Annotated in this window: 22 protein-coding genes; 11 read left to right on the plus strand and 11 right to left on the minus strand. The window is 44.1% G+C overall.

The annotated features are described in order from the left end of the window. Position 1: 1 nt before the first annotated feature. Both ACTJKG_RS21110 and ACTJKG_RS21115 read right to left on the minus strand, forming a co-directional pair. Positions 2-1282 (minus strand): cytochrome c3 family protein, encoded by a 1281-nt coding sequence (locus ACTJKG_RS21110; RefSeq protein WP_440740344.1) that lies wholly within the window; start codon positions 1280-1282, stop codon positions 2-4. A gap of 254 nt (positions 1283-1536) precedes the next feature. Next, positions 1537-2517, minus strand: a complete 981-nt coding sequence (locus ACTJKG_RS21115; RefSeq protein WP_172335649.1) for a deoxyhypusine synthase family protein — start codon at positions 2515-2517, stop codon at positions 1537-1539. Positions 2518-2690: 173 nt separating this feature from the next. Here ACTJKG_RS21115 and ACTJKG_RS21120 point away from each other — a divergent pair, with 173 nt between their 5' ends. Next, positions 2691-3824, plus strand: a complete 1134-nt coding sequence (locus tag ACTJKG_RS21120) for a BamA/TamA family outer membrane protein (protein WP_440740345.1) — start codon at positions 2691-2693, stop codon at positions 3822-3824. Positions 3825-4078: 254 nt separating this feature from the next. Here the strand turns inward: ACTJKG_RS21120 and ACTJKG_RS21125 are convergent, their stop codons facing one another. After that, positions 4079-4867 carry an O-methyltransferase gene (locus ACTJKG_RS21125; RefSeq protein WP_440740346.1) on the minus strand — a complete coding sequence of 263 codons (789 nt, stop codon included), beginning with the start codon at positions 4865-4867 and terminating at the stop codon, positions 4079-4081. Positions 4868-4912: 45 nt separating this feature from the next. Here ACTJKG_RS21125 and ACTJKG_RS21130 point away from each other — a divergent pair, with 45 nt between their 5' ends. Together ACTJKG_RS21130 and ACTJKG_RS21135 are read left to right on the plus strand one after the other, a co-directional pair. Next, positions 4913-5770 carry a transglutaminase-like domain-containing protein gene (locus ACTJKG_RS21130; RefSeq protein ID WP_440740347.1) on the plus strand — a complete coding sequence of 286 codons (858 nt, stop codon included), beginning with the start codon at positions 4913-4915 and terminating at the stop codon, positions 5768-5770. A 22-nt stretch (positions 5771-5792) separates the two neighbouring features. Continuing rightward, positions 5793-6341 carry a GNAT family N-acetyltransferase gene (locus ACTJKG_RS21135; RefSeq protein ID WP_440740348.1) on the plus strand — a complete coding sequence of 183 codons (549 nt, stop codon included), beginning with the start codon at positions 5793-5795 and terminating at the stop codon, positions 6339-6341. 9 nt (positions 6342-6350) lie between these two features. Here ACTJKG_RS21135 and ACTJKG_RS21140 read toward each other — a convergent pair whose 3' ends face one another. From ACTJKG_RS21140 to ACTJKG_RS21155, 4 genes are all read right to left on the minus strand, one after another. Beyond that, positions 6351-6671, minus strand: a complete 321-nt coding sequence (locus ACTJKG_RS21140; RefSeq protein WP_440740349.1) for a hypothetical protein — start codon at positions 6669-6671, stop codon at positions 6351-6353. Positions 6672-6687: 16 nt separating this feature from the next. Then, positions 6688-7599 carry an alpha/beta hydrolase gene (locus ACTJKG_RS21145; RefSeq protein ID WP_172335655.1) on the minus strand — a complete coding sequence of 304 codons (912 nt, stop codon included), beginning with the start codon at positions 7597-7599 and terminating at the stop codon, positions 6688-6690. 98 nt (positions 7600-7697) lie between these two features. Then, positions 7698-8790, minus strand: a protein-coding gene (gene prfB / locus ACTJKG_RS21150; RefSeq protein WP_172335656.1) for a peptide chain release factor 2 whose coding sequence is annotated in 2 segments (ribosomal slippage) — positions 7698-8729 and positions 8731-8790 — 1092 coding nt in all. Because the reading frame shifts where the segments join, the coding sequence is not laid out codon by codon here. 724 nt (positions 8791-9514) lie between these two features. Next, a complete protein-coding gene (locus ACTJKG_RS21155) occupies positions 9515-9952 on the minus strand; it encodes a hypothetical protein (RefSeq protein WP_172335657.1) in 438 nt (145 codons plus the stop codon). Positions 9953-10206: 254 nt separating this feature from the next. Between ACTJKG_RS21155 and pgi the strand changes: the two genes are divergently transcribed. The 4 genes from pgi to ACTJKG_RS21175 all read left to right on the plus strand — a co-directional run bounded on the left by pgi (position 10207) and on the right by ACTJKG_RS21175 (position 13368). Beyond that, complete coding sequence (pgi, locus tag ACTJKG_RS21160; protein WP_172335658.1) at positions 10207-11853, plus strand: glucose-6-phosphate isomerase; 1647 nt, start codon at positions 10207-10209, stop codon at positions 11851-11853. A 149-nt stretch (positions 11854-12002) separates the two neighbouring features. Further along, a complete protein-coding gene (locus tag ACTJKG_RS21165) occupies positions 12003-12356 on the plus strand; it encodes a hypothetical protein (RefSeq protein WP_172335659.1) in 354 nt (117 codons plus the stop codon). Positions 12357-12547: 191 nt separating this feature from the next. Then, on the plus strand, positions 12548-12925 hold the full coding sequence (locus ACTJKG_RS21170) for a hypothetical protein (protein ID WP_440740350.1): 378 nt from the start codon (positions 12548-12550) through the stop codon (positions 12923-12925). A 23-nt stretch (positions 12926-12948) separates the two neighbouring features. Continuing rightward, a complete protein-coding gene (locus ACTJKG_RS21175; protein WP_440740351.1) occupies positions 12949-13368 on the plus strand; it encodes a CPBP family intramembrane glutamic endopeptidase in 420 nt (139 codons plus the stop codon). A gap of 139 nt (positions 13369-13507) precedes the next feature. On the opposite strand, the gene ACTJKG_RS21180 is transcribed toward ACTJKG_RS21175, so the two are convergent. The 4 genes from ACTJKG_RS21180 to ACTJKG_RS21195 all read right to left on the minus strand — a co-directional run bounded on the left by ACTJKG_RS21180 (position 13508) and on the right by ACTJKG_RS21195 (position 17998). Further along, a complete protein-coding gene (locus ACTJKG_RS21180) occupies positions 13508-14581 on the minus strand; it encodes a glutaminyl-peptide cyclotransferase (RefSeq protein WP_440740352.1) in 1074 nt (357 codons plus the stop codon). A gap of 7 nt (positions 14582-14588) precedes the next feature. Beyond that, positions 14589-14957, minus strand: a complete 369-nt coding sequence (locus ACTJKG_RS21185) for a YraN family protein (RefSeq protein WP_440740353.1) — start codon at positions 14955-14957, stop codon at positions 14589-14591. Between the two features lie 130 nt (positions 14958-15087). Next, entirely contained in the window at positions 15088-17022 is a 1935-nt protein-coding gene (gene dnaG / locus ACTJKG_RS21190; RefSeq protein ID WP_440740354.1) for a DNA primase, read from the minus strand. A 115-nt stretch (positions 17023-17137) separates the two neighbouring features. After that, entirely contained in the window at positions 17138-17998 is an 861-nt protein-coding gene (locus ACTJKG_RS21195) for a DMT family transporter (protein ID WP_440740355.1), read from the minus strand. Between the two features lie 112 nt (positions 17999-18110). Between ACTJKG_RS21195 and asnS the strand changes: the two genes are divergently transcribed. The 4 genes from asnS to ACTJKG_RS21215 all read left to right on the plus strand — a co-directional run bounded on the left by asnS (position 18111) and on the right by ACTJKG_RS21215 (position 21976). Beyond that, entirely contained in the window at positions 18111-19547 is a 1437-nt protein-coding gene (asnS, locus tag ACTJKG_RS21200) for an asparagine--tRNA ligase (protein ID WP_172335665.1), read from the plus strand. 127 nt (positions 19548-19674) lie between these two features. Beyond that, entirely contained in the window at positions 19675-20118 is a 444-nt protein-coding gene (locus tag ACTJKG_RS21205; protein WP_172335666.1) for an SRPBCC family protein, read from the plus strand. A 51-nt stretch (positions 20119-20169) separates the two neighbouring features. Further along, on the plus strand, positions 20170-20706 hold the full coding sequence (locus ACTJKG_RS21210) for an RBBP9/YdeN family alpha/beta hydrolase (RefSeq protein ID WP_440740356.1): 537 nt from the start codon (positions 20170-20172) through the stop codon (positions 20704-20706). 187 nt (positions 20707-20893) lie between these two features. Next, entirely contained in the window at positions 20894-21976 is a 1083-nt protein-coding gene (locus tag ACTJKG_RS21215) for an Ldh family oxidoreductase (protein ID WP_440740357.1), read from the plus strand. Positions 21977-22278 lie beyond the last annotated feature (302 nt).

Here is a 22278-nt window from a genome sequence, read left to right on the forward strand (position 1 = left end):
ATTAATAGTGGCACTTGCCGCACTCGATACCGCCTAACACCGCGGCTGTAACTTTCTCGCCCTTCTTGATCTTATCGTGAGCAGCAAGTATGCTATCGTAGTAAGCGTTTCCTTTACCGTTAACTTCGGTACGTTTGTGGCACTGGATACACCATTTCATAGTTAATGGTGAATACTGGTAAACCTCTTTCATCGTCTGAACCGGACCATGGCAGGTTTGGCATTTGATGCCGCCAACTTTTACGTGCTGTGAGTGGTTAAAGTAAGCCAGGTCAGGCAGGTTGTGAACGCGTATCCATTGGATAGGTTTAGCTGCGGTGCTGTCATACTTTTGTGTTTTTGGATCGTAACCCAAAGCATCGTATATTTTGTGTATCTCCGGCGACTCGGTTTTAACAACCTTGTGGCAGTTCATACAAACGTTAAGCGAAGGAATAGAAGCGTTCTTTGATTTGTAAGCACCAGAGTGGCAATACTGACAATCAATTTTCATAGTACCAGCGTGCAACTCATGTGAGTATTTGATAGGCTGTACCGGCTGGTAACCTGTGTGCACGTTAGTGTTCCACAAGGTAGTCCAACCCCAGCTGCCCATAGCAATGGTACCGCAAAGGATAATAAAGAATACCAGTTTCTTATTTTTCAGGATCCTTTTGATCAGATCTTTCTTCTTAGCCTCAGCTACTTCTTCGGCAGTTGGCTCAGTTTCCGCGTCAATTACAACACCTTTACCTTTTAACAGCAGGCGCTCTAATGTGGCTACAACTCTGTTTAATACCAGTATTACGATGAATGCAATAATGATAACAGCGATTAAGCCCCAGATAACCATACTGCTCGGACCTTTGTCAGCGGCTAAATTTGGATCACCAACTGCTGTTTTAGGTTTTTCCTGCTCAGTTTTCCATTCGGTACGAACGTAAGCTATAACGTTAGTTACATCAGCGTCAGAAAGTTCGGTAAACACCGTCATCCCAGCCTGGTTAAACTTGTTATAGATCGCTAACGCTTTTGGGTTTTTAGCAGCTATAAGAGCCTGGTTGTTCTGGATCCACTGGATCAGATACTTGTCATCAGTTTCTTCGGTAAGCTGCGGACCCAGCGCCGGGCCGATTAATTGCTGATCGATCTTATGACAGGCTGTACATTTGGACTTGAAGATGGCTTCGCCTTTAGCCGGATCGGCCTGAGCGTAAGCATTTGAAAAACCCCAAAAAGCAAACCCGGCAATAATTAGAACCGACCTTGAGAATTGTTTAAAAATCAATGAGAAATTTCTCATAAAGTGTATTTATGCTAAATAATTTTTATATTAATGTTTGAAACCGCTGTAAAGATGTACGCTCCATCTCATTATTTCAGGCACAAAAGTAAAATTTATTACAGTATCGCTGACACATAAATGACAGTAACCTATAATTTATAATCGTTCTAAATAACTACAAAAAGCCTTTTAAACAACGCAGGGGGGCTTTTTGGCCAGCGATGCGATTTTTGAAACCCTAAATTGCATCGCCGGCATATTTGAATTTTAAATTATTGTTTTAATATCCAGGCAAATATCAATGGTGCAACAATGGTTGCATCACTTTCTACAATAAACTTAGGGGTATGGATATCCAGCTTGCCCCAGGTTATTTTTTCGTTTGGTACCGCGCCCGAGTAAGAGCCGTACGAGGTGGTTGAATCTGATATCTGGCAAAAATAGCTCCAGAACGGAACGTCATGCATCTCCATATCCTGGTAAAGCATAGGCACAACACATATCGGGAAGTCTCCGGCTATACCACCACCGATCTGGAAAAATCCGATTCCTTTGCCCGATGAATTTTTGGTATACCAATCGGCCAGCCAGGCCATATATTCAATACCACTCTTCATGGTTGATGCTTTGATCTCGTTTTTGATCACATAAGAAGCAAAGATGTTACCCATGGTGCTGTCTTCCCATCCCGGTACAACAATAGGCAGGTTTTTTTCGGCAGCGGCCAGCATCCAGGAATTTTTAGGGTCAATTTCATAGTATTGTTCCAGTTCGCCGCTTAATAATATTTTGTACATGTACTCATGCGGAAAATAACGCTCGCCGCTGTTATCAGCATCTTTCCATATTTTATGGATATGTTTTTGCAAACGACGGAAGGCTTCTTCCTCGGGGATACAAGTATCGGTAACACGGTTATAATGGTTCTCAAGCAGATCCCACTCTTCCTGCGGACTCAGGTCGCGGTAGTTAGGTACCCTTTTATAATGTGAGTGCGCTACCAGGTTCATGATATCTTCTTCCAGGTTGGCACCAGTGCAGGAAATAATAGCGATTTTATCCTGACGTATCATTTCGGCCAGCGAAATACCCAGCTCGGCAGTACTCATGGCACCGGCAAGGGTAACCATCATTTTGCCACCTTCGGCAAGGTGTGTTTCATATCCTTTTGCTGCATCCATTAATGCTGCCGCATTAAAATGCAGATAGTTTTTTTCAATAAACTGCGAAATAGGTCCTCTTGTGATGCTCATAATGTATCAATAAAAATTCGGTGCAAAAGTAGACATTTTTCAGATGTGCAAATGTGCAAATTTCAGATGTGCTGATGTTTTATTAATGTGCAGATATGCAGATGTGCGAATCTGCACATTCGCACATCTGCACATTTGCACATCTGAAATCATATATTTGCGGCACACTATATATGAAAAAACTTATTACCGTTCTATTTATATTGATCAGCGTTCCATCCGCATTTTCGCAAACACATCTCCTGCCCAAATTTATCAGGAAAATGTATTTTGATAAAGACACCACCAAAAAAAGCAGCTTCGTTATTTTACCTGTACTAAGCTCAGCTCCGGAAACCGGGGTTGAAGCCGGTGGCGCTGGCTTGTATTCTTTTTATACTGATACCGTAAGTAAAAACACACGAGTATCCAACATTTTTGGATATGCCACTATAACTACCAAAGGGCAAAACAGGCTCAGCCTGAGCACCAGCTACTGGACCCCGCAAAACAAATATCATTTCACAGCAGGTATTGGCTATATCAATTTCCCTTTTGATTTTTATGGCATCGGTAATAATACACTCAAAGCCAACACCGATCGTATAGGCCAGAAACGCCTTAAAGTAAATTTTGCCGCCGAAAAAAAAGTAGCCGATAATTTTTATGTAGGCCTTGTTGCCGGCGGCGATCATTACAGTTTTAGCGACGGACAACCCAACAGTATTTTTTATACCGATCCACGCGTGCAGTTCAGAAGTGGTGGTACCAGCGTTTATGTAGGGCCAAGCCTTATTTTCGACAGCCGTAACAACAATACTTACACTACCCGTGGCGCATTGATCACCAGCTCACTGCAATTAACTAAAGGCTTATCCGGATTTGATTACAAGGGGGGCTTTTTAAACATTGAATATAGCCAGTTTTTCTCGTTGAGTAAAAAACTGGTATTAGGTATCGACATTCAGGACCAGAGCCTGATAGGCGGCCAGTCGCCATTTTTTATGATGCCGACCCTGGGTAACGACGAAATTATGCGCGGCTATTATAACGGTCGTTATCGCGACCGTAATCTTACAGTTGGTCAAACCGAGCTTCGTTACCGCCTTACCGAGCGTATTGGCGTAGTAGGCTTTGTAGGCACAGGCGAGGTTTTCAACAAAGATTTTAGCTTTAGCGACCTCAAACCAAATTACGGCGGCGGTCTCCGCTACTTTTTCGATATAGAAAAAGGCCTGAGCATCCGTGCCGACTACGGCATTGGCCAAAAAATTGCCGGCGAAAAACGCCAAAGCGGCTTTTATGTAGGATTAGGACAAGCGTTTTAGGATTATGGGACTTTGAGACTATGGGATTTGGGGACTATGGGATTTTTAGGATTATAGGACTTTTGGACTATAGGAAGTAGAGATATCTATAACAGGTAATAGAGATTTTTGGGACAAAGAATAAAACGCACGGTTTCAAACCTTACTTTAAAAGCGTAACTCCTTACTCACATAATCCTAAAATCCCATAGTCCCAAAGTCCCTAAATCAATGCTCCCATAATCCTAAAATCCCATAATCTCAAAGTCCCAGAATTAATATCTGATCAAAAAATGCTCCTTCCCGGCTCTGCCTGATTTGAAGAATACCAGGCCTATCCAAAACAGATCGACCGTTACGGTAACCTGCGGATGCGCTTTGATCTGCTCCCAGGCCTCCTTCATGCCTTTGCTCCAATAAATATCATCAAATATCAGCAGGGTATCTTCATGCACTTTTGGCAGGCACCATTCAAAATATTTCAAAGTGGCATCTTTCTGATGGTTGCCATCCACAAACACAAAATCAAGCTGGTCGATTTTGCGGATGACGCCAGGTAGATTGTCATCAAAGTTCCCGGTTATCAGTTCAATCTCTTTAAAGCCTGCTTGTGCAAATGTTTCTTTGGCTACTCCGGCTGTTTGCGGGCAGCCTTCCATGGTATAAATATGGGCATTTGGCGCACCTTCCTGCAGATAAAGTGTGGTGATACCCAGGCAGGTACCCAGCTCAATAATATTGCGTGGTTTAAAGCGTGCCGCCAAGCGGTAAAGCAGTTGGGCCAGCTTGGGTTGCTTTAATGCGTTGGCAGCGATGTCGCCTATTCGCTTCTGTCGGTTATTATTCAAATGCGATCCTGCGCCCAGATCGGTCACGGTGATCACGCGATTGTCAACAAGTAATTTTTCGCGGATATTTTCGATCTCGTGGTATGTTTTTTGGGCGGTGTGATCGTAAATAACTGAATCAACCAGCTGATAAACAAACGGAGAGTGTAAGCCGTGCCTGTTTTTTGCCCGGATGCGGTGCCACAGGTAATCCTTAACAAACCTAAAATTTAACATCGCTGTAAAAATAAATAAAGGTTTAGTATTTTAGCATTACGGCGTATGATTAATCCAACTGAAGTAAATTCCCTGATCCGCTTACTTGACGACCCTGATAGTGAGATATATGACCATGTACACGATAAGCTGTTATCATACGGTGTGGAAGCGATAGCCTATCTTGAAACTGCTTTTGAGCAGGCTTTTGACGCGGTACAACAGGAGCGTATAGCCAACCTGGTTCATGAAATTCAGTTTATCACCCTTAAAAACGACCTGAAACTCTGGCACCAAAGCGGTGCATTTGACCTGTTGCAGGGTATACTCATTATCAACCGCTACCAATACCCTGATCTGGATGAGCAAAAGATCATTAACCAGATAGAAGGCATTAAGCGTGATATCTGGATACAGATGATGCATGAAGCCAGCCCTAAAGAGCAGATCAAGTTGATTAACCATGTATTTTATAATATATATGGCTTTAGCGGTAATACCTCCAACCATCTCGATCCACAAAATAGTTACCTGAGCCAGGTGCTGGAAAGTAAAAAAGGCAACCAGATATCGCTGGCCATTATTTACTCTATAGTTGCCCAAAAACTGGATATCCCCGTGTATGGTGTAAATTTGCCGCAGCATTTTATTTTGGCTTACCTGGATGAGAGTCAGCAAAGCGAGTTTGAAAGCGGTATCCTGTTTTACATCAACGCTTTTAACAAAGGGTTTATATTTGGTCGCCGGGATGTAGATATGTTTTTGAAACAGTTGAATCTGAAAGCTGATAAGCAGTTTTATGAACCTTGCTCCAATACCGACATCATCCGCAGGGTGATCCGTAACCTGATCAGCGCGTACGAGAATTTAGGCTCGGCAGAAAAGGTTGATGAGATGAACGAACTGCTGGCCATATTAGAATAACCGCTATCCCCTACCCTCATTGATGCATACACCTTTGGATGATATCATTACACGGCGATTGATACTTCGGCTCATGAGCAATGATGTTGTTGATGCATGCTTAGCTGGTAATTTGCGTAATGCCGGTCGCCTGCTTGGTGCCAGCATTCCCAACGAATTACTGGAGCATACCAGCGGCTTTGAACATGGCCTGCGTGAGCTAAGTGCAGATCCGGATTACTTTCCATGGTCGGCACGCGCAGTGATACTACCTGAGGAACAGGTAATGATCGGCATGATCCGTTTTCATAGTCGGCCCGATCCTGAATACTTGCGTGCGTATACACGCGATGCTGTTGAATTAGGTTATTGGATATTTAAAGGCTACCAGAGGCTTGGTTACGCCACGGAAGCTATCAAAGCCATGATGAACTGGGCAAAAACTGAATTTGGAGCTAATAAATTTGTTGCTTCGGTATCGCCGGAAAACAATCCCTCACTTCAATTGGTCAACAGTTTAGGCTTCACAAAAATTGGCGAGGCGATGGATGAAGTGGATGGGATAGAGTATATTTTTTTACACGAGGAATAGCGTTAAGATTTATCTTTCCAGATCCTTATTTAAAATATCTGTTATAATTCCTGAACCTATAATCCGGGCTCCTTCCCTAAACTCAAACTGAAGACCTGAATATAATTTCCCGGCAAAAAAAGGCACAGCTATAATTGTAATTTCTGCCAGAACCTTTTCACCCGGATATACCAAGTCTCTACCTACAAATATTTGCCGACCAGATGTTTGCATTTCTGCAAACGCAAACTTAAGTTGGGGTCTGTAACCCGAATGAACGGGTGTTACTCTTCCACCTTCTTCTGTCGTGAGATATTCTAATTCAGCATTAAAATCGGCAGAACGACTCATAAATTTTACCTCAATCCTACTTCCCCTTCAAAAACCCGTTTTGCTCTAGCCAGTTGGCGGCCCAATCAAACCATTTGCCTTTGTTTTTTGGATTATTTAAGCCGATGCCATGCGATCCTGTTTGCTGAAACAGGTGCATCTCTACCTTTACTTTGTTTTTGAGCAGGGCGTCATACAACAGCAGACTGTTTTGTACCGGCACCACATCATCATCCTGCGAATGCATGATAAAAGTTGGCGGGGTATTGGAAGTAACCTGTTTTTCGTTGGAGTACAAGTCGATCTGTGCCGCCGATGGTGTTTTACCGATCAGGTTTTCGCGCGAGCCTGTGTGAGCAAACTCACCAAAGGTAATCACCGGGTAAGCCAGTATCATAAAATCCGGACGTACACTGATGCCACCAGTTTCAATCACCGGTTTATCAAAATGCGTTCCGGCTGTTGAAGCCAGGTGCCCCCCTGCCGAAAAACCGATAATACCTATTTTGTTTGGATCGATCCCCCACTCGGCAGCGTGCTTGCGTACCATGAGGATAGCTGTTTGCGCATCCTGCAGGGGGCCGATCGATTTATCCTTCATGATCTCGTCGCTGGGCAAACGGTATTTTAACAGGTAAGCAGTAACACCTATTTTATTAAAAGCCTCGGCTATAGCAGAGCCTTCATGAGCAGAGGCCAGGCCAGAATATCCCCCACCCGGACAAACAACAACAGCCGTACCATTTGCAGTGCCCTTGGCCGGCAAATAAGGTGTAATAGTAGGTTGGCTTACATATTTTATCCAATTATTTTCGGTAACCTCTACGTAAGTGGCAGGTGTTGGTTTGGAATTGGGTACTCCTTTTGGATATAAGGGGATCGCTTTTTCCTGACTATATGCCGCAGCTGTTGCTATCATTAAAATAAAGACTGATAAAATGGGTTTCATAAAAAGCTTATATATGGGCTGGTAAGTTACAATTTCTGTTTAAAACAAAAAACGGCACTATATGATATAGTGCCGTTTTTTTATAGCAGATAAACAATTTAACTCTTTGGTCCGCCAAATTCCATGAGGTAGGCTTTCAGGAAATCGTTCAGATCGCCATCCAGTACGGCGGCGGCGTTGGAGGTTTCATGATCGGTACGCAGGTCTTTCACCAGTTTATACGGGTGCAATACATAGTTGCGGATCTGTGAGCCCCACTCAATTTTCTTTTTATTGCCTTCAATGGCATTGGTGATCTCCATACGTTTGCGCATCTCAATTTCATACAATTGCGATTTGAGCAAGCGAATGGCGTTATCCTTATTTTGTAACTGCGAGCGCGACTCCTGGTTTTTGATAATGATACCCGATGGCTTGTGGTATAAACGTACGGCGGTTTCTACCTTATTCACGTTCTGCCCACCGGCACCACCAGAGCGGAAGGTTTCAAACTCGATATCGGCGGGGTTAATATCGATCTCAATAGTGTCATCAACCAAAGGATAAACATATACCGAGGCAAACGACGTATGGCGCTTGGCATTGGCATCAAATGGCGATACCCGCACCAAACGGTGCACACCATTTTCGCCTTTTAAATAGCCATAGGCAAAATCGCCTTCCAATTGCAGGGTAACGGTTTTCACACCGGCCACATCACCAGGCTGATAATCCTGCTCGGTAACTTTGTAGCCATTTTTTTCGCCCCACATAATGTACATACGCATGAGCATACCTGCCCAGTCGCAGCTTTCGGTACCACCGGCGCCGGCTGTAATTTGCAATACGGCGTTAAACTGGTCTTCCTCGGCCGAAAGCATGTTTTTAAATTCCAGCTCCTCAACTACCTTGATGGCGGTGTTGTACTGCTCCTGCATTTCTGCTTCGGTAGCATCACCACCCTGATAAAATTCAAAAAGCACGCCGGTATCATCAATTACTGAGGATACTTTCTGAAACTCATCTGTCCATACCTTTTTGGTTTTGATGGATGCCAGCACTTTTTCGGCTTCTTTGGGGTGATCCCAAAAATGAGGGCCAACAGTTATTTCCTGTTCTGTTTTTAATTGGTCAAGCTTCTTGTCGATGTCAAAGATGCCTCCTCAGGGAAACTAATCTATCCCTTAAATCCTGAATCTGTTCTTTAGTCATGCGGCAAATATAGGTAATTTGCTCATCGGCATAAATAAAAAAGTAGACTCACCCCGACATCACTGCGCTCGTGACCCCTACACTGCGCAAGCAGGTAAAAAAGATTTGTCATGCTGAACGGAGTGAAGCATCTATTATTGAACTTTTCAATTGTAGAATAGATCCTTCGTTCCTCAGGATGACAAAAAATAAGAGAAAGATTGCCCCCGCTGCAGTCGCTCGGCTCCAGCCGAGTGACCATTATAACCCGGCCTCCGGCCAATGTAAAAAGCACAGCTACATTTAACTCGCAGGTCAGAGGCCTGCAAAAAGTCGTCACTCGGCGGGACCCGAGCGACTGCAAATGTTTTTTATTTTTTCCCCTACCCTCTTTGCGGCAAAGCCGGAGAGAGGGTGGCCCAGCGAAGCGCAGACGGGGTGAGTCGGTTATACGAATGCTAAGCTTTAAAAGCCATTCTAACCTTGGACTATTTACACTCAATAGGAGCGTAATTTTGTCAAAAAGTGGGTTTACATGGTTTACACTTTTTAGGGTTAACTTCAATTTAATTAATTGATATACAGCATTTTATTTAAATTTACCTCCAAAAAGTGTAAACCATAATTTTGTCCATGTTACCATTGCATAACTTACAGCAGGCATCGGTTAAAGTAAATTCCCAGCGTTGGCACTAACAAAAAAGGCCCGCGAAATCGCGGGCCTAACTATGTCAGTTATATTTTGTTAAGCTACCATCAGTTTATTTACCAATAAGCTCAGGTCGGCTTTGTTACCGTTTAGTTTGGTTAACATGTTAGTTAAGCCAAATTCTTTGATCTGCTCGCTTTTTGATGCTTTTACCAATTCCTGCATCACCTGTGGTATCAACGCGTTGGCAGCAGCCAGTGACTGTACCGGATCGATATGATAAAAAGTGTTTAAACGATTGGCAAAGCGGTTAACAATGCTTGATACTAATGAATGATTGTAAATACCCGACGACTGAAAATACTTAATAAGTTCTTTCAACTTACCATTTTCCATCTGGCCTTTTAAAACCTCAATGATGGAACTTGATGCTTCAATCATCACTGCTTCGCGGTGCTTAGCAGGTATTACTGGGTTGTTAACAACAGCCGTCCCGGCGTTATTTTTTACAAGCAAAAAAAGTTTTTCAAACATGACCTTTTTTATTTTTACTTTTAAATTTACAAATTGATGATAAATCAATCATTTGATTATCAACAAGACAAATATATCAAATAACTATTTGAAATCTCCAAACAATTGTCAAATATTTTTAAAATTTTCGTAATTTTTAGGTGTAAAACAAACACTATGTAAACCGTGTTAAAACAACACTAAGAATTGTTAGTTTCATATTTAATATCCACCTAACAATTAACTTGTTACTTTTGTTAAAAAACACTTCAATTATGCTGCCAAATATCGATTTTACCACCACCCAGAGTTATAAATATTTAACAGACCATTACATCGATATCGTATCAAAAAGCCTGAAAGAGCTATTTGATACTGATAAAGAGCGTTTTAAGAAATTCTCTATCCAGTTTGAAGACATTTTGTTTGATTATTCCAAAAACCGGATCGACGAGCAAACTATCGCTTTATTGATACAGTTAGCTAAGGAATGTTCACTAAATAAGGCAATTGAGGCCATGTTCTCGGGCGAAAGGATTAACGTTACCGAAGACCGCCCCGTGCTGCACACCGCCCTGCGTAACCGCAGCAACAGGCCTATTTATGTTGACGGCAAAGATGTAATGCCCGATGTAAATAAAGTGTTGGATCACATGAAGGATTTCAGCCACGCCATTATATCTGGCGACTGGAAAGGCTATACCGGCAAACCGATCACCGATGTGGTGAATATCGGCATAGGCGGATCTGACCTGGGTCCGGTAATGGTTACCGAAGCATTAAAGGCTTACAAAAATCACCTTACCCTGCACTTTGTATCCAACGTTGACGGCACCCACATTGCCGAAACGCTGAAAGTGGTTGATCCGGAAACTACTTTATTCCTTATCGCTTCCAAAACTTTCACCACACAGGAAACTATGGCGAATGCGCACAGCGCACGCGACTGGTTCCTGGCTGCCGGTGCAAAAGAGGCTGATATAGCCAAACATTTCGCGGCCCTGTCAACCAATGCTGCCGCGGTTGGCAAATTCGGTATCGATACCAAAAACATGTTTGAGTTTTGGGATTGGGTTGGCGGTCGCTACTCTTTATGGAGCGCCATTGGCCTGTCCATCTCTTTGAGCATTGGATTTGATAATTTTGTAAAACTGCTGGAAGGCGCCCATGCTACCGACGAACATTTCCGTACCACTGAGTTTGAACAAAACATCCCGGTGATACAGGCTTTAGTGGGTATCTGGTATAATAACTTCTTCGAGTCAGAAACCAACGTTATTTTACCTTACGATCAGTACATGCATCGTTTTGCTGCTTATTTTCAACAGGGCGACATGGAAAGCAATGGTAAACATGTGGATCGTAACGGTAAAGAAGTTGATTACTCTACCGGCCCGATCATCTGGGGCGAACCAGGCACCAACGGTCAGCACGCTTTTTACCAGCTGATACACCAGGGCACTAAACTGATCCCTGCTGATTTTATTGCGCCTGCACAATCGCACAATCCGCTTGGCGAGCATCATAACATGTTACTGTCCAACTTTTTTGCACAAACCGAAGCTTTGATGAACGGCAAAACCGAAGAGGTAGTGATCGACGAGCTAAAAGCGGCCGGTAAATCAGAAGCAGAGATTGCCGAAATAGCGCCTTTCAAAGTATTTGAAGGTAACCGCCCTACCAACTCGTTCCTGCTTAAAAAGATCACCCCGCACAGCCTGGGTTCGTTAATTGCTATGTATGAGCACAAAATATTTGTACAGGGCATTATCTGGAACATCTACAGCTTTGATCAATGGGGTGTTGAACTGGGCAAACAGCTGGCCGGCAAAATCCTTCCAGAGTTAAAAGATAACAGCGAGATCAGCAGCCATGATTCATCAACCAACGGTTTGATCAATCAGTATAAAGCCTGGAGGTAGGGCCCCAGGTCCCTGAAGGGGGAGCTTTTTGATTAGCATATTTAAAAGCAGGAGTTGAATTAATCGACTTCTGCTTTTTTATTTTTTTTTACGTTTAAACTTTAGGGCTAAAACAATCTCTATACCTATATAATTTAAGCGTGATTAATATGACCAAACCTTTTAAACCTATCATCATAGTACTGTTGACTATTATGATCACCTCATGCGGAGCAATCCATGATAGCATAGATGCCGGAAGACCTGTAAATCTGAGTGTATTAAAATTAGGGATGAGCAAAGATGAAGTGCAGCAATGTTTAAACAAAAAACCGGATAATACCATAGCCGCTAAAAATTATCCTGATACTAAAACATTTATCGAGGTAGTACAATACAGCCAGCAATACTACCAAAATGGCGATACCAACCGGCCCGTTAGTGACGCTTACTGGCTATATTTTGTAAACGATAAGCTCGATAAATGGGAAAAAGCCAATCCACATCATACACCGTGGATTTAAACATTATAATTTCCAGAAAGTAATAGTCCATGAGATAACAGCGGGTTATTTGCAGCTTAAGTTCCCTCCCTCGGGAGAGTAATAGCCCATGATTTGACATTTACCAGAAAAGGCTGTCACCTTTTGATCAGTTAATTAAAAGTGTGTTGTAACATGGCTCAGCATAAAACATCTAAACCTAAAACCTGCCATTGAAAACCTTTATTACTAAATATCCTGTAGCTGCGTTTATTATTTTAACTTTTGGCATCAGTTTTCTGATCGGTTTTCCGCTGAAACTATTTATCCTTAATCAGCTATTTCGGGGGCAGGAACTTGGGCTAAATTATTACTCCAAAATTTTTATAGTTTTTGGCCCGGCATTGGCGGCGATTATCGTAACCGCCGTCACATCTGGTAAAGCCGGGATAACAGCCCTGATTGGCCAATTAAAACCAAATCCAAAACATCTTATTTGGTGGCTGGCTCTGCCTGTGGCAGGTACATTGCTCACTGTATTGGCGTTTATACCCCAGGGAGTTACGGCCCCGGAAATGATTAGATTGGCAAAAACTGGGGATTTTTTTTAGCGCACCTGGTTTTAACAACACTGATGATTGGTATAGGCGAAGAATTAGGCTGGCGGGGATGGCTATTGCCCAAACTTTCCGAAACCCGGACACTAACATCCGCCACATTGATAGTATTTATCATTTGGGCATTGTGGCATTTCCCATTATTGCTTAGCGGCTACAAAGTGGCTATACCTTTCGTGATAATCAATTTATCAATGTCTGTCATATTCACCTGGATATGGCAACGGGTAAACGGAAATATTTTTGTACTGGCCATCGCACATGCTTCAGTTGATTTTCCGGAAGCTTTTTTCGAAAGCAGGGTTATCGCCACCGGGCATAACTGGAATGATATATTAAATATGTGGGCCATACTAAGCACTATTTATGCGGTACCGGCCATCATAATTTTCTTTGTTTTAAGAGCCCACCAATCCCCTAAAGGGGAAGCTTTTTGATGTGCAGATGTGCGAATTTCAGATGTGCAGATGCTTTTAATATTCTGTTTAGTGCAGATCATTTGCATATCCGCACATCTGAAACGGCGAAGTCCTCAACGGAGTTAATCTGCAAACCAAAAGTTCCCTCTTTAGTGGGTTAGGGGGCTGGGGTAAGCTTTATCTGGTACAAGTGCGGCCATTTTTTGCCGGTTACAAACAGGCGTTTGGTAGCGGCGTCATAGGCTATACCGTTCAGTACGTTGTTACCCCAATCCCTATCCTGCGGACGGCCGGCCATGGGGTAGATATCTTTCAGATCTACCTTTTGCAGTACCGCTCCCGTTTTGGGGTCGATAACCAGTATATCGTCTTTTTGGTAAACGTTTGCATACAGTTTGCCATTGATGTATTCCAACTCGTTTACAGAATCAACTTTGGCTTTATCATCATAAACATCAATAAAACCCGTTTGCTTATAAGTGTCTTTATCCAGGAAAAAAATACGGTTGGTACTATCATCTGTATATAGCTTTTTTCCATCAAAGCACATTCCCCAGCCCTCTACACCCACATTATTGGTAAAGGTGCTTAATAGCTTTAATGTATTTTTATCGTACACAAAACCAACCTTTTCCCGGTAGGTAAGCTGGATAACTTTATCGCCCACTACAGATAATCCTTCACCAAAATATTGCGCGCCAAGCTTGGTCTGCATCAACACTTTTCCGGTTTGCAGATCAACTTTCCTGATGGTGGAATGACCTGGCTCGCCGGTACTTTCATATAAAACGCCATCTGCATATTGCAAGCCTTCGGTGTAGGCACTGGTATCATGCGGGAATACCTTTTCAACCTTATAGGTGAGCAATTCCGGTGCTTTGGCCGCCAATAAAATAATATTGGTGGTTACTTCCTGATCTTTACCTCCGGCGTACACTTTGGCGGTAATCACTTTTATACCCAGCGGAATAGTATCTGTTTTGATGCTGATACCTGCCGAATCTTTAGCCACGCCCAATTTTAAGGCATCCAGCATATATACAATGGAGTCGGGTTTTGTATCGGCAGGCAGGCTTACTTTAACCTTTACTTCATCACCCGATTTGTAAGAGGTACCAGCTTCGGGACTGATGGTATAATCGGCTCCGTTATCTTTGGGTTTATTGTCGCAACTACAGCCAAAAGCCAACAAGGCACAGGCGGTAAAAAGTACTTTTATTTTATTATTCATAAGTATATCAGGTGGCCGAAGGCCAAAACGCATCTTCAATATGGTTTAGTATATAATTTTTATCCCTGTCAAACAAAATAGCGATAATATCAAACCGCACTTCGCCCTGGTGGTTCATGAGGTAAATATATTCATCTGCGGCATCGGCCAGTAATTTTTGTTTACGGGCATCCACAAAATCCTCAGGTTCGCCAAAAGCGTTGCCGCTGCGGGTTTTTACTTCGGTAAATATAATAACCTTGTCTTTATATGCAATCAGGTCTATCTCGGCTTTTCCGTGGGTCCAGTTCTCGTCCAGTATTTCATAACCGGCATTTTCCAGGTGTGTTTTGGCTAAAGCTTCGCCGGTGCGGCCCAGGTCGAGGTGTGTGGCCATTATTTAGAGTTAAGAATCAAGAACCAAGAATTAAGACAATAGTAAAACAATGCAATAACAAGGGCATGGCTAAGAGGAGTTCCCCGCTCTTCTTGATTCCTGATTCTTAACTCTTGACTCCTATTCTGCATCATTTGATAATTACCGAGCCTAAAAAGTCGGAGATCATTTTCTCCACCTTTTTCATGCGGATGTACTGGTTCAGTAATATTTCCTGGTCGGCTTCGGTTTCGGCTTTTTGCAATTCGTTGCGCAGGGCTTCGAGCATTTTACCCACTTTGTGCTTCTTGAGATGGAATATAGCGCCCAGGATAGTGGCTTTCATATTAACCTGCTCGTCATTCACCAGTATATTGTGCATCTCGTACCAGTTTTCGCTCAGCGTATACTTGGTGGTGAGCATGTTGATGGTAAGGTCTACGATGCCTTTATCCTTGTGGTGGATAAAATAAGCATCATCGGGCAGCACGCCGTTCTCTACTTCCTGCCGGTACAAGTCGGTAAATACTTTACAAGCCGGGTGCTCAAAGGTAACATCGCCCAGCTCCGCTATCATAAACGGACCGATATAGGTATTGGCGATGCCATCCCAATCAATCATTCTATTGCCGTACAGGAGCAGTAACCTGATGATCTCTTTTTCCTGCGCGCTCTCGTCTTTGGCTTCCTGAACCTCGGGTTCATCAAAAAAGTTGGGCTCATCCGGTGGCTGTTGCGGGGAGTACCGGGTGTTTTGCTGCTGCTGACCATCCTTTTTGGCTTTGGCCTGCCGCATTTTATTCAATTCGGACAGTAGCGAACGCTCATCTATCTGTAACAGGTAACTACACTCCTTGATAAAAACCGAAGCCTTGATGGAGTCGGGGATCTTGGCAATGCTCTCTACGATCTCACGGATGATCTCGGCTTTTTTGATCGGATCGTTGCCGGCATCTTTTAAAAGGAGATTGGCCTTATAGAGGATAAAATCCTTTTTGCTTTCCTCAATATGTTTTTTGAAGGCATTGGTGCCCACCAGGCGCACATACGAGTCGGGGTCATGCCCATCCGGGAACGAAACTACTTTTACGTTGAGTCCGGCCTCCAATATCATATCCAGCCCACGCAGTGAGGCTTTGATACCAGCAGCATCTCCATCATAAAGGATGGTGATATTTTGCGTAAAGCGGCTTATCAGCCTAATCTGCTCGGATGTTAGTGATGTACCCGATGATGCCACCACATTTTCGATACCGGCCTGATGAACCGACAGTACGTCGGCATAGCCCTCTACCAGGTAACAGTTATCCTCGTCGCGGATGGCCTTTTTGGCAAAATACAGGCCGTAAAGTACGTTTGATTTATGGTAGATCTCGCTCTCGGGCGAGTTTACATACTTGGGTACATTTTTATCTTTCTTGAGCGTACGACCGCCAAAGGCTATTACACGGCCCGTAAAGCTATGTATCGGGAACATCACCCGGCCCCGGTACCTATCGTACAGCGTACCGTTATCACGCTTAACCGACAAGCCGCTTTCTTCCAAAAACTGCTGTTGATAGCCCTGATTGATAGCGGTACCGGTAAAAGCCTCCCACTGATCGGGTGAATAGCCGAGCTCGAATTTTTTAATGGTTTCGGTTGTAAAACCACGTTCTTTAAAATAACTCAGGCCGATATTTTTGCCTTCATCTGTATCCAGCAGACTTTCATGAAAAAACTTGGCGGCAAAGGCCGTCACGATCATGAGGCTTTCGCGGCGCTGGTCTTCTTCCTTATTTTCTGGGTGATCAACGGTTTCTTCCACCTCGATGCCGTACTTTTTGGCCAGCCATTTTAAGGCTTCGGGATAACTGAATTTCTCCAGCTCCATTAAAAAAGTAACCGCCGAACCACCTTTACCCGTCGAAAAATCTTTAAAAATACCTTTTGCCGGGGATACCGTGAACGATGGGGTACGCTCATTGGCAAATGGCGATAGGCCCACGTAGTTGGCCCCACGCTTTTTTAACTGCACAAACTCCCCTATCACCTCCACAATGTCGGTGGCTTCCATAATACGGTCGATAGTGGATTTTATGATCATGAGCTAAAATGCAAAGGTAGGTCATCGAGGTTTTAGTATCAAGTAGCTAGTATCAAGTATCAAGATTTTAAAAATTTATTTTCAATTGTGAAGCTGTCTTGATACTTGATACTAGCTACTTGATACTAACCAAACGTGGCTTTAAAAATGTTACCGCAATCCCGGCAAGCACAATCACACTGCCTATTATTTCTTTGAGCTGTAAACTTTCGTGCAGTAAAATCACCGCGATAATACCTGCAATAACCGTTTGCCCCAAAAGCGCTATGGCTACTTTGGTACTTTCCAAAAACCGCAGCGAATAGTTAATAGTTATCCAGCCCGTCAACTGGCAAAGCAGGCTCATCCCTAAAAAACAAAGCCAGCTGTTTAAAGGAAAATCAACCAGGTTGTTGCCCTGCCAGCAACTAATGATGAGCAGAAAAATACTCGCTGCCAGCATATTATAAAACATAAACGACAGCGTGCCTATCCGCTGCAAAATATTGTTGGTGATGACAATATAGATCGAATAAAATATACTCGCTAAAATGGCCAGTACAATACCAATATTAGACTGAAGTCCCAGGATATTCTGATAACCCACCAAAATAATCATGCCTACCATAGCGATACCCGTGCCGGCCCAAAATAACATACCCGATTTTTTACGTAGGATAAAAAAGCTGATGAGCCCTACCCAAACCGGAGCCAGGTTAGCCAGCAAGGTTGATATGGTGGCGCTGATATGCCCTAAGGAAATATTCCATACGGCAATATCTGATGCAAAGATGAGTCCGCCAAGGAAAGCGGTTAACAGATCTTTAGTCGCAATTTTAAGATTAACCTTCCAGAAACACCATGGAGCCAATACCACCCAGGCCAAAAATACCCTGTAAAATGCCGCGGTAATAGGCGGCGCCCCACAAAGTTTTACAAATATGGGCGAAAAGGCTATACATAAAATACCAATGGCCAGACTGATTTTGGGGTTCATAGGGGTAACAGATGAGGGGCAAATTTAGTTAAATAGCTTATCATTAAGGCCAAAATTCCCCATGCCATTACATAATTAATTGTATTTTTGCGACTCTAAAAAAATAATTTATATGAGTCAGCGAGTAAAGATTAAAGCATTGCTGCAAAGTCAGCAAACAGAAATTGATGTAGTGGTAAAAGGATGGGTGCGTGCATTCCGTTCCAATCGTTTCATTGCTTTAAATGATGGCTCAACCAATAATAACATTCAAATTGTTGTCGATTTCGAAAATACCGACCCTGCCCTGCTCAAACGTATTACCGTGGGCGCTGCTTTAAGCGTTGCCGGTAAACTGATCGCTTCACAAGGCAAAGGTCAAACGGTTGAGGTTATAGCTACCGACATCGAGATACTGGGCGACAGCGATCCGGAGAAATACCCTATCCAGCCCAAAAAACATAGCCTGGAATTTTTGCGGGAGAACGCTCACCTGCGTTTCCGCACCAGTACTTTTGGGGCGATATTCCGCGTGCGCAACAGTCTGGCATTCGCGGTGCATCAGTTTTTTCAGGAGCGTGGTTTTGTTTATCTGCATACACCAGTAATTACCGCGTCTGACGCGGAAGGGGCGGGCGAAACTTTCCACGTAACTAATTTTGATCTGGATAATATCCCTAAAACAGATACAGGTGAGATCGATTTTAAACAGGATTTTTTTGGTCGCCCAACCAACCTTACCGTATCCGGACAACTGGAAGGTGAGCTGGGTGCGATGGCCCTGAGCGATATTTATACTTTCGGCCCAACTTTCCGTGCCGAAAACTCCAATACTACACGTCACTTGGCGGAATTTTGGATGATTGAACCGGAAGTGGCCTTTAACAGCCTGACCGATAACATGGACCTGGCCGAGGACATGCTGAAATACGTGATCCAATACGCCCTGGACAAAAACGCCGATGATATCGAGTTTTTAACCCAGCGCCTGGCAGAGGAGGAAAAACAAAAACCGCAGAACGAGCGCTCAGAAATGACGCTGTTGGAAAAACTGCAGTTTTGTTTAAACCATGATTTTGAACGCCTTACTTATACTGAAGCTATCGAGATCCTGAAAGAATCGACCCCGAACAAAAAGAAAAAGTTCCAGTACCCTATTGAGGGCTGGGGAACCGACCTGCAAAGCGAGCACGAACGTTACCTGGTAGAGAAACATTTCAAAAAACCGGTGATCCTGACCGATTATCCCAAAGAGATCAAGGCATTTTACATGCGCCAGAACGACGATGGCAAAACCGTTGGCGCTATGGATATCCTGTTCCCGGGTATTGGCGAAATTGTGGGTGGATCGGCCCGTGAAGAGCGTTTGGATAAGTTGGAACAGCGTATGGACGAAATGGGCATCCCTAAAGACGAACTTTGGTGGTACCTGGATACCCGCCGGTTTGGCGCTTGTCCGCACGCTGGTTTCGGTCTGGGCTTTGAACGCCTGGTGCTGTTTGTAACCGGTATGGGCAACATCCGCGATGTGATCCCATTTCCAAGGTTCCCGAAAAATGCGGAGTTCTAATTTATAATGATTACACCGATTTTGGGATGATTTCACTGATTAACACACATGGATCTATCAGTGAAATCATCTATCAAAAAAACGGTGTAATCATCTATTAAAATCGGTGTAATCATTCGTCAAAAGTATGCCTGTAATTGAATTAGCCACCCACATCAACGCGCCTATCGGCAAATGCTTCGACCTGGCCCGGAACATCGATGTGCATGTGGCCTCGACCCGGCATACCGGCGAAACCGCCATCGCGGGCCGTACCAGCGGCTTAATTGAATTGGGAGAATGGGTTACCTGGCGGGCCAAACACTTTGGCATCTGGCAAACGCTCACCTCCAAAATCACCGAAATGGAATATCCCAACTTTTTCACTGACGAAATGGTTCAGGGTGCCTTCAAAAATTTCAGACATGAGCATTACTTTTTTGCGATCAAGGATGAAACCTTGATGAAGGACATCTTCCGGTATGAATCGCCATACGGCACTATATTCGACCTTGTTTTCCTGCAAAACTATATGCGCAGGCTTTTGGAAAAACGCAACCTGGTGATCAAGGAAGTGGCAGAGGCCCACTAACTCCCTAAAGGGAGAACTAAAATTTGATGGTTATACTAACACGATTATACAATGACCTTTAAATCAACTATTCTTATTCACCCAGGACTGGGAAATTCCGGTCCGATGCACTGGCAATCACTTTGGGAAAAACAGTTTAATTTTGGCCGTATCGAACAACAGGATTGGGAAACCCCGGTTTGCAGCGACTGGATACAAACACTCAATAGCTATGTGCAGCAACACGACCCTGAAAATGTGATCCTGGTTGGTCATAGCCTGGCCTGTACTACTATAGCCTATTGGGCACAGGAGTACAACATACATATCAAAGGGGCTTTACTGGTTGCCCCAAGCGATACCGAAGCCGATACTTATCCCTCGGGCACCAACGGTTTTACACCCGTACCATTGATCAAACTCCCTTTTAAAAGCATCACCGTAGCCAGCAGCAATGATTATTATGTAACCAGCGAGCGTGCCCGTTTATTTGCCAATAGCTGGGGTAGCCAGCTGGTAGAAATAGGCGACGCCGGTCATATCAACTTAGCATCGGGCTTTGGCGAGTGGCCCCAGGGATTGGAGTTGCTGAAGCAATTGGATAATTGATATATTTATCACGTTCAAAAACCATCCGCCATTGAGAGGTACGAAGTAAGTATCTCCAACTTGTCATTCTGAGCATAGCGAAGGATCTAATCGCCGAATAGATTCTTCGCTATGCTCAGAATGACAAGCATTTTAAGTGCTTCGCACCTCGCAATGACGCTTTTTATTATTATAAGACTCGTACATCATGCTTGTAAGTCCATCTGTCCTCCGCATTTTTACCGAAAATATTTTCAAGGCTATTGGCTGCAGTACAGAACATGCAACACTTGCCGCTGATGTTTTGCTGCGTTCCGATTTACGGGGGATAGACTCGCATGGGGTTGCCCGACTGAGCGGCTATGTACGCCTCTGGGAAAAGAACCGTATCAATGCCACACCCAACATCCAGATAGTACACGAAACACCCACCACGGCCACCGTTGACGGTGATGCAGGCCTGGGCCTGGTTGTTGCTCCCTTTGCCATGCAAGTGGCTATCAAAAAAGCCGAATTATATGGCTCGGGCTGGGTATCTGTACGTAACTCTAACCATTTTGGTATTGCAGGTTACCACGCGCTGATGGCGGTTGAAAAAGACATGATAGGTTTTGCCATGACCAATGCCAGTCCGCTGGTGGCGCCTACTTTTTCGAGCGAGCGATTGTTAGGTACCAACCCTATGTGCTATGCCTTCCCGGCGGGGCATTATCCGCCTGTGGTGGTTGATCTGGCTACTTCCGCGGCAGCCAATGGCAAGCTGGAAATTGCCCAGCGCCTGGGCAAGCAGGTGCCGGAGGGCTGGATACAGGATCAGCATGGCCAGTATACTACCGATCCTCATGCCCTCAAAACGGGCGGAGCGTTATTACCCCTGGGTGGCGACCGCGACCATGGCAGCCATAAAGGTTTCGGACTGAGCGCTACTGTGGATATTTTATCGGCCGTACTATCAGGTGCCAATTATGGGCCCTGGGTACCTCCTTTTGTAGCTTTTCTGGATCCTCCGGCTAATCCGGTGGGGCAAGGTATAGGCCATTTCGTAGGCGCTATGCGGGTGGATGGTTTCCGGCCGGTTGATGAATTTAAGAGCCACCTGGATAACTGGATAGCCCGGTTCAAGACCTCCGCCACGGTTAACTCTACCCAAAAGGTTGTCATCCCCGGCGAGCCGGAACTGGAGGCCGAACACCATCGCGGCACCCATGGCATCCCCCTGGTTGACGCCGTTGTAGCCGACCTGCATATCCTGGCTGAACGTTTTGGGGTAGAACCATTGCAGGGTTTATAATTTAACATTTGGCCCTTCCTGAAACTTTTTAAACCTCAAATTTTAACATTTTTTTGTCCAAAAACCGGCAAAAATTGCTCAAAAAAGATGTCGAATCACCGTTTTTAATCCTTTTAACAAATTCCAACACCATTTTGAACCGTTTTAAAAACTTTAAAAAGTGTTCCTACTATGTTGCCGCGGGCTTTCAGCCCGTGGTGTAGATTATTCAGCTTTCAGCTGTGGTAAGCTTCCAGCTTACCACATGCGCCCACGAGATACGCTGCTCTAATCTCGCGGTAGCAAGGAAAACTTCCCGCGAT

Origin of the sequence: Mucilaginibacter sp. 22184 (genome assembly GCF_052045695.1) — a bacterium.
In the GTDB taxonomy this organism is placed as follows: Bacteria; Bacteroidota; Bacteroidia; order Sphingobacteriales; family Sphingobacteriaceae; genus Mucilaginibacter.

Bases quoted from the DNA above. Each gene is read 5' to 3' on its own strand.
- ACTJKG_RS21110 (WP_440740344.1), bottom strand. From the start codon at position 1,282: ATGAGAAATTTCTCATTGATTTTTAAACAATTCTCAAGGTCGGTTCTA.
- ACTJKG_RS21115 (WP_172335649.1), bottom strand. From the start codon at position 2,517: ATGAGCATCACAAGAGGACCTATTTCGCAGTTTATTGAAAAAAACTAT.
- ACTJKG_RS21120 (WP_440740345.1), top strand. From the start codon at position 2,691: ATGAAAAAACTTATTACCGTTCTATTTATATTGATCAGCGTTCCATCC.
- ACTJKG_RS21125 (WP_440740346.1), bottom strand. From the start codon at position 4,867: ATGTTAAATTTTAGGTTTGTTAAGGATTACCTGTGGCACCGCATCCGG.
- ACTJKG_RS21130 (WP_440740347.1), top strand. From the start codon at position 4,913: ATGATTAATCCAACTGAAGTAAATTCCCTGATCCGCTTACTTGACGAC.
- ACTJKG_RS21135 (WP_440740348.1), top strand. From the start codon at position 5,793: ATGCATACACCTTTGGATGATATCATTACACGGCGATTGATACTTCGG.
- ACTJKG_RS21140 (WP_440740349.1), bottom strand. From the start codon at position 6,671: ATGAGTCGTTCTGCCGATTTTAATGCTGAATTAGAATATCTCACGACA.
- ACTJKG_RS21145 (WP_172335655.1), bottom strand. From the start codon at position 7,599: ATGAAACCCATTTTATCAGTCTTTATTTTAATGATAGCAACAGCTGCG.
- ACTJKG_RS21155 (WP_172335657.1), bottom strand. From the start codon at position 9,952: ATGTTTGAAAAACTTTTTTTGCTTGTAAAAAATAACGCCGGGACGGCT.
- pgi (WP_172335658.1), top strand. From the start codon at position 10,207: ATGCTGCCAAATATCGATTTTACCACCACCCAGAGTTATAAATATTTA.
- ACTJKG_RS21165 (WP_172335659.1), top strand. From the start codon at position 12,003: ATGACCAAACCTTTTAAACCTATCATCATAGTACTGTTGACTATTATG.
- ACTJKG_RS21175 (WP_440740351.1), top strand. From the start codon at position 12,949: ATGATTGGTATAGGCGAAGAATTAGGCTGGCGGGGATGGCTATTGCCC.
- ACTJKG_RS21180 (WP_440740352.1), bottom strand. From the start codon at position 14,581: ATGAATAATAAAATAAAAGTACTTTTTACCGCCTGTGCCTTGTTGGCT.
- ACTJKG_RS21185 (WP_440740353.1), bottom strand. From the start codon at position 14,957: ATGGCCACACACCTCGACCTGGGCCGCACCGGCGAAGCTTTAGCCAAA.
- dnaG (WP_440740354.1), bottom strand. From the start codon at position 17,022: ATGATCATAAAATCCACTATCGACCGTATTATGGAAGCCACCGACATT.
- ACTJKG_RS21195 (WP_440740355.1), bottom strand. From the start codon at position 17,998: ATGAACCCCAAAATCAGTCTGGCCATTGGTATTTTATGTATAGCCTTT.
- asnS (WP_172335665.1), top strand. From the start codon at position 18,111: ATGAGTCAGCGAGTAAAGATTAAAGCATTGCTGCAAAGTCAGCAAACA.
- ACTJKG_RS21205 (WP_172335666.1), top strand. From the start codon at position 19,675: ATGCCTGTAATTGAATTAGCCACCCACATCAACGCGCCTATCGGCAAA.
- ACTJKG_RS21210 (WP_440740356.1), top strand. From the start codon at position 20,170: ATGACCTTTAAATCAACTATTCTTATTCACCCAGGACTGGGAAATTCC.
- ACTJKG_RS21215 (WP_440740357.1), top strand. From the start codon at position 20,894: ATGCTTGTAAGTCCATCTGTCCTCCGCATTTTTACCGAAAATATTTTC.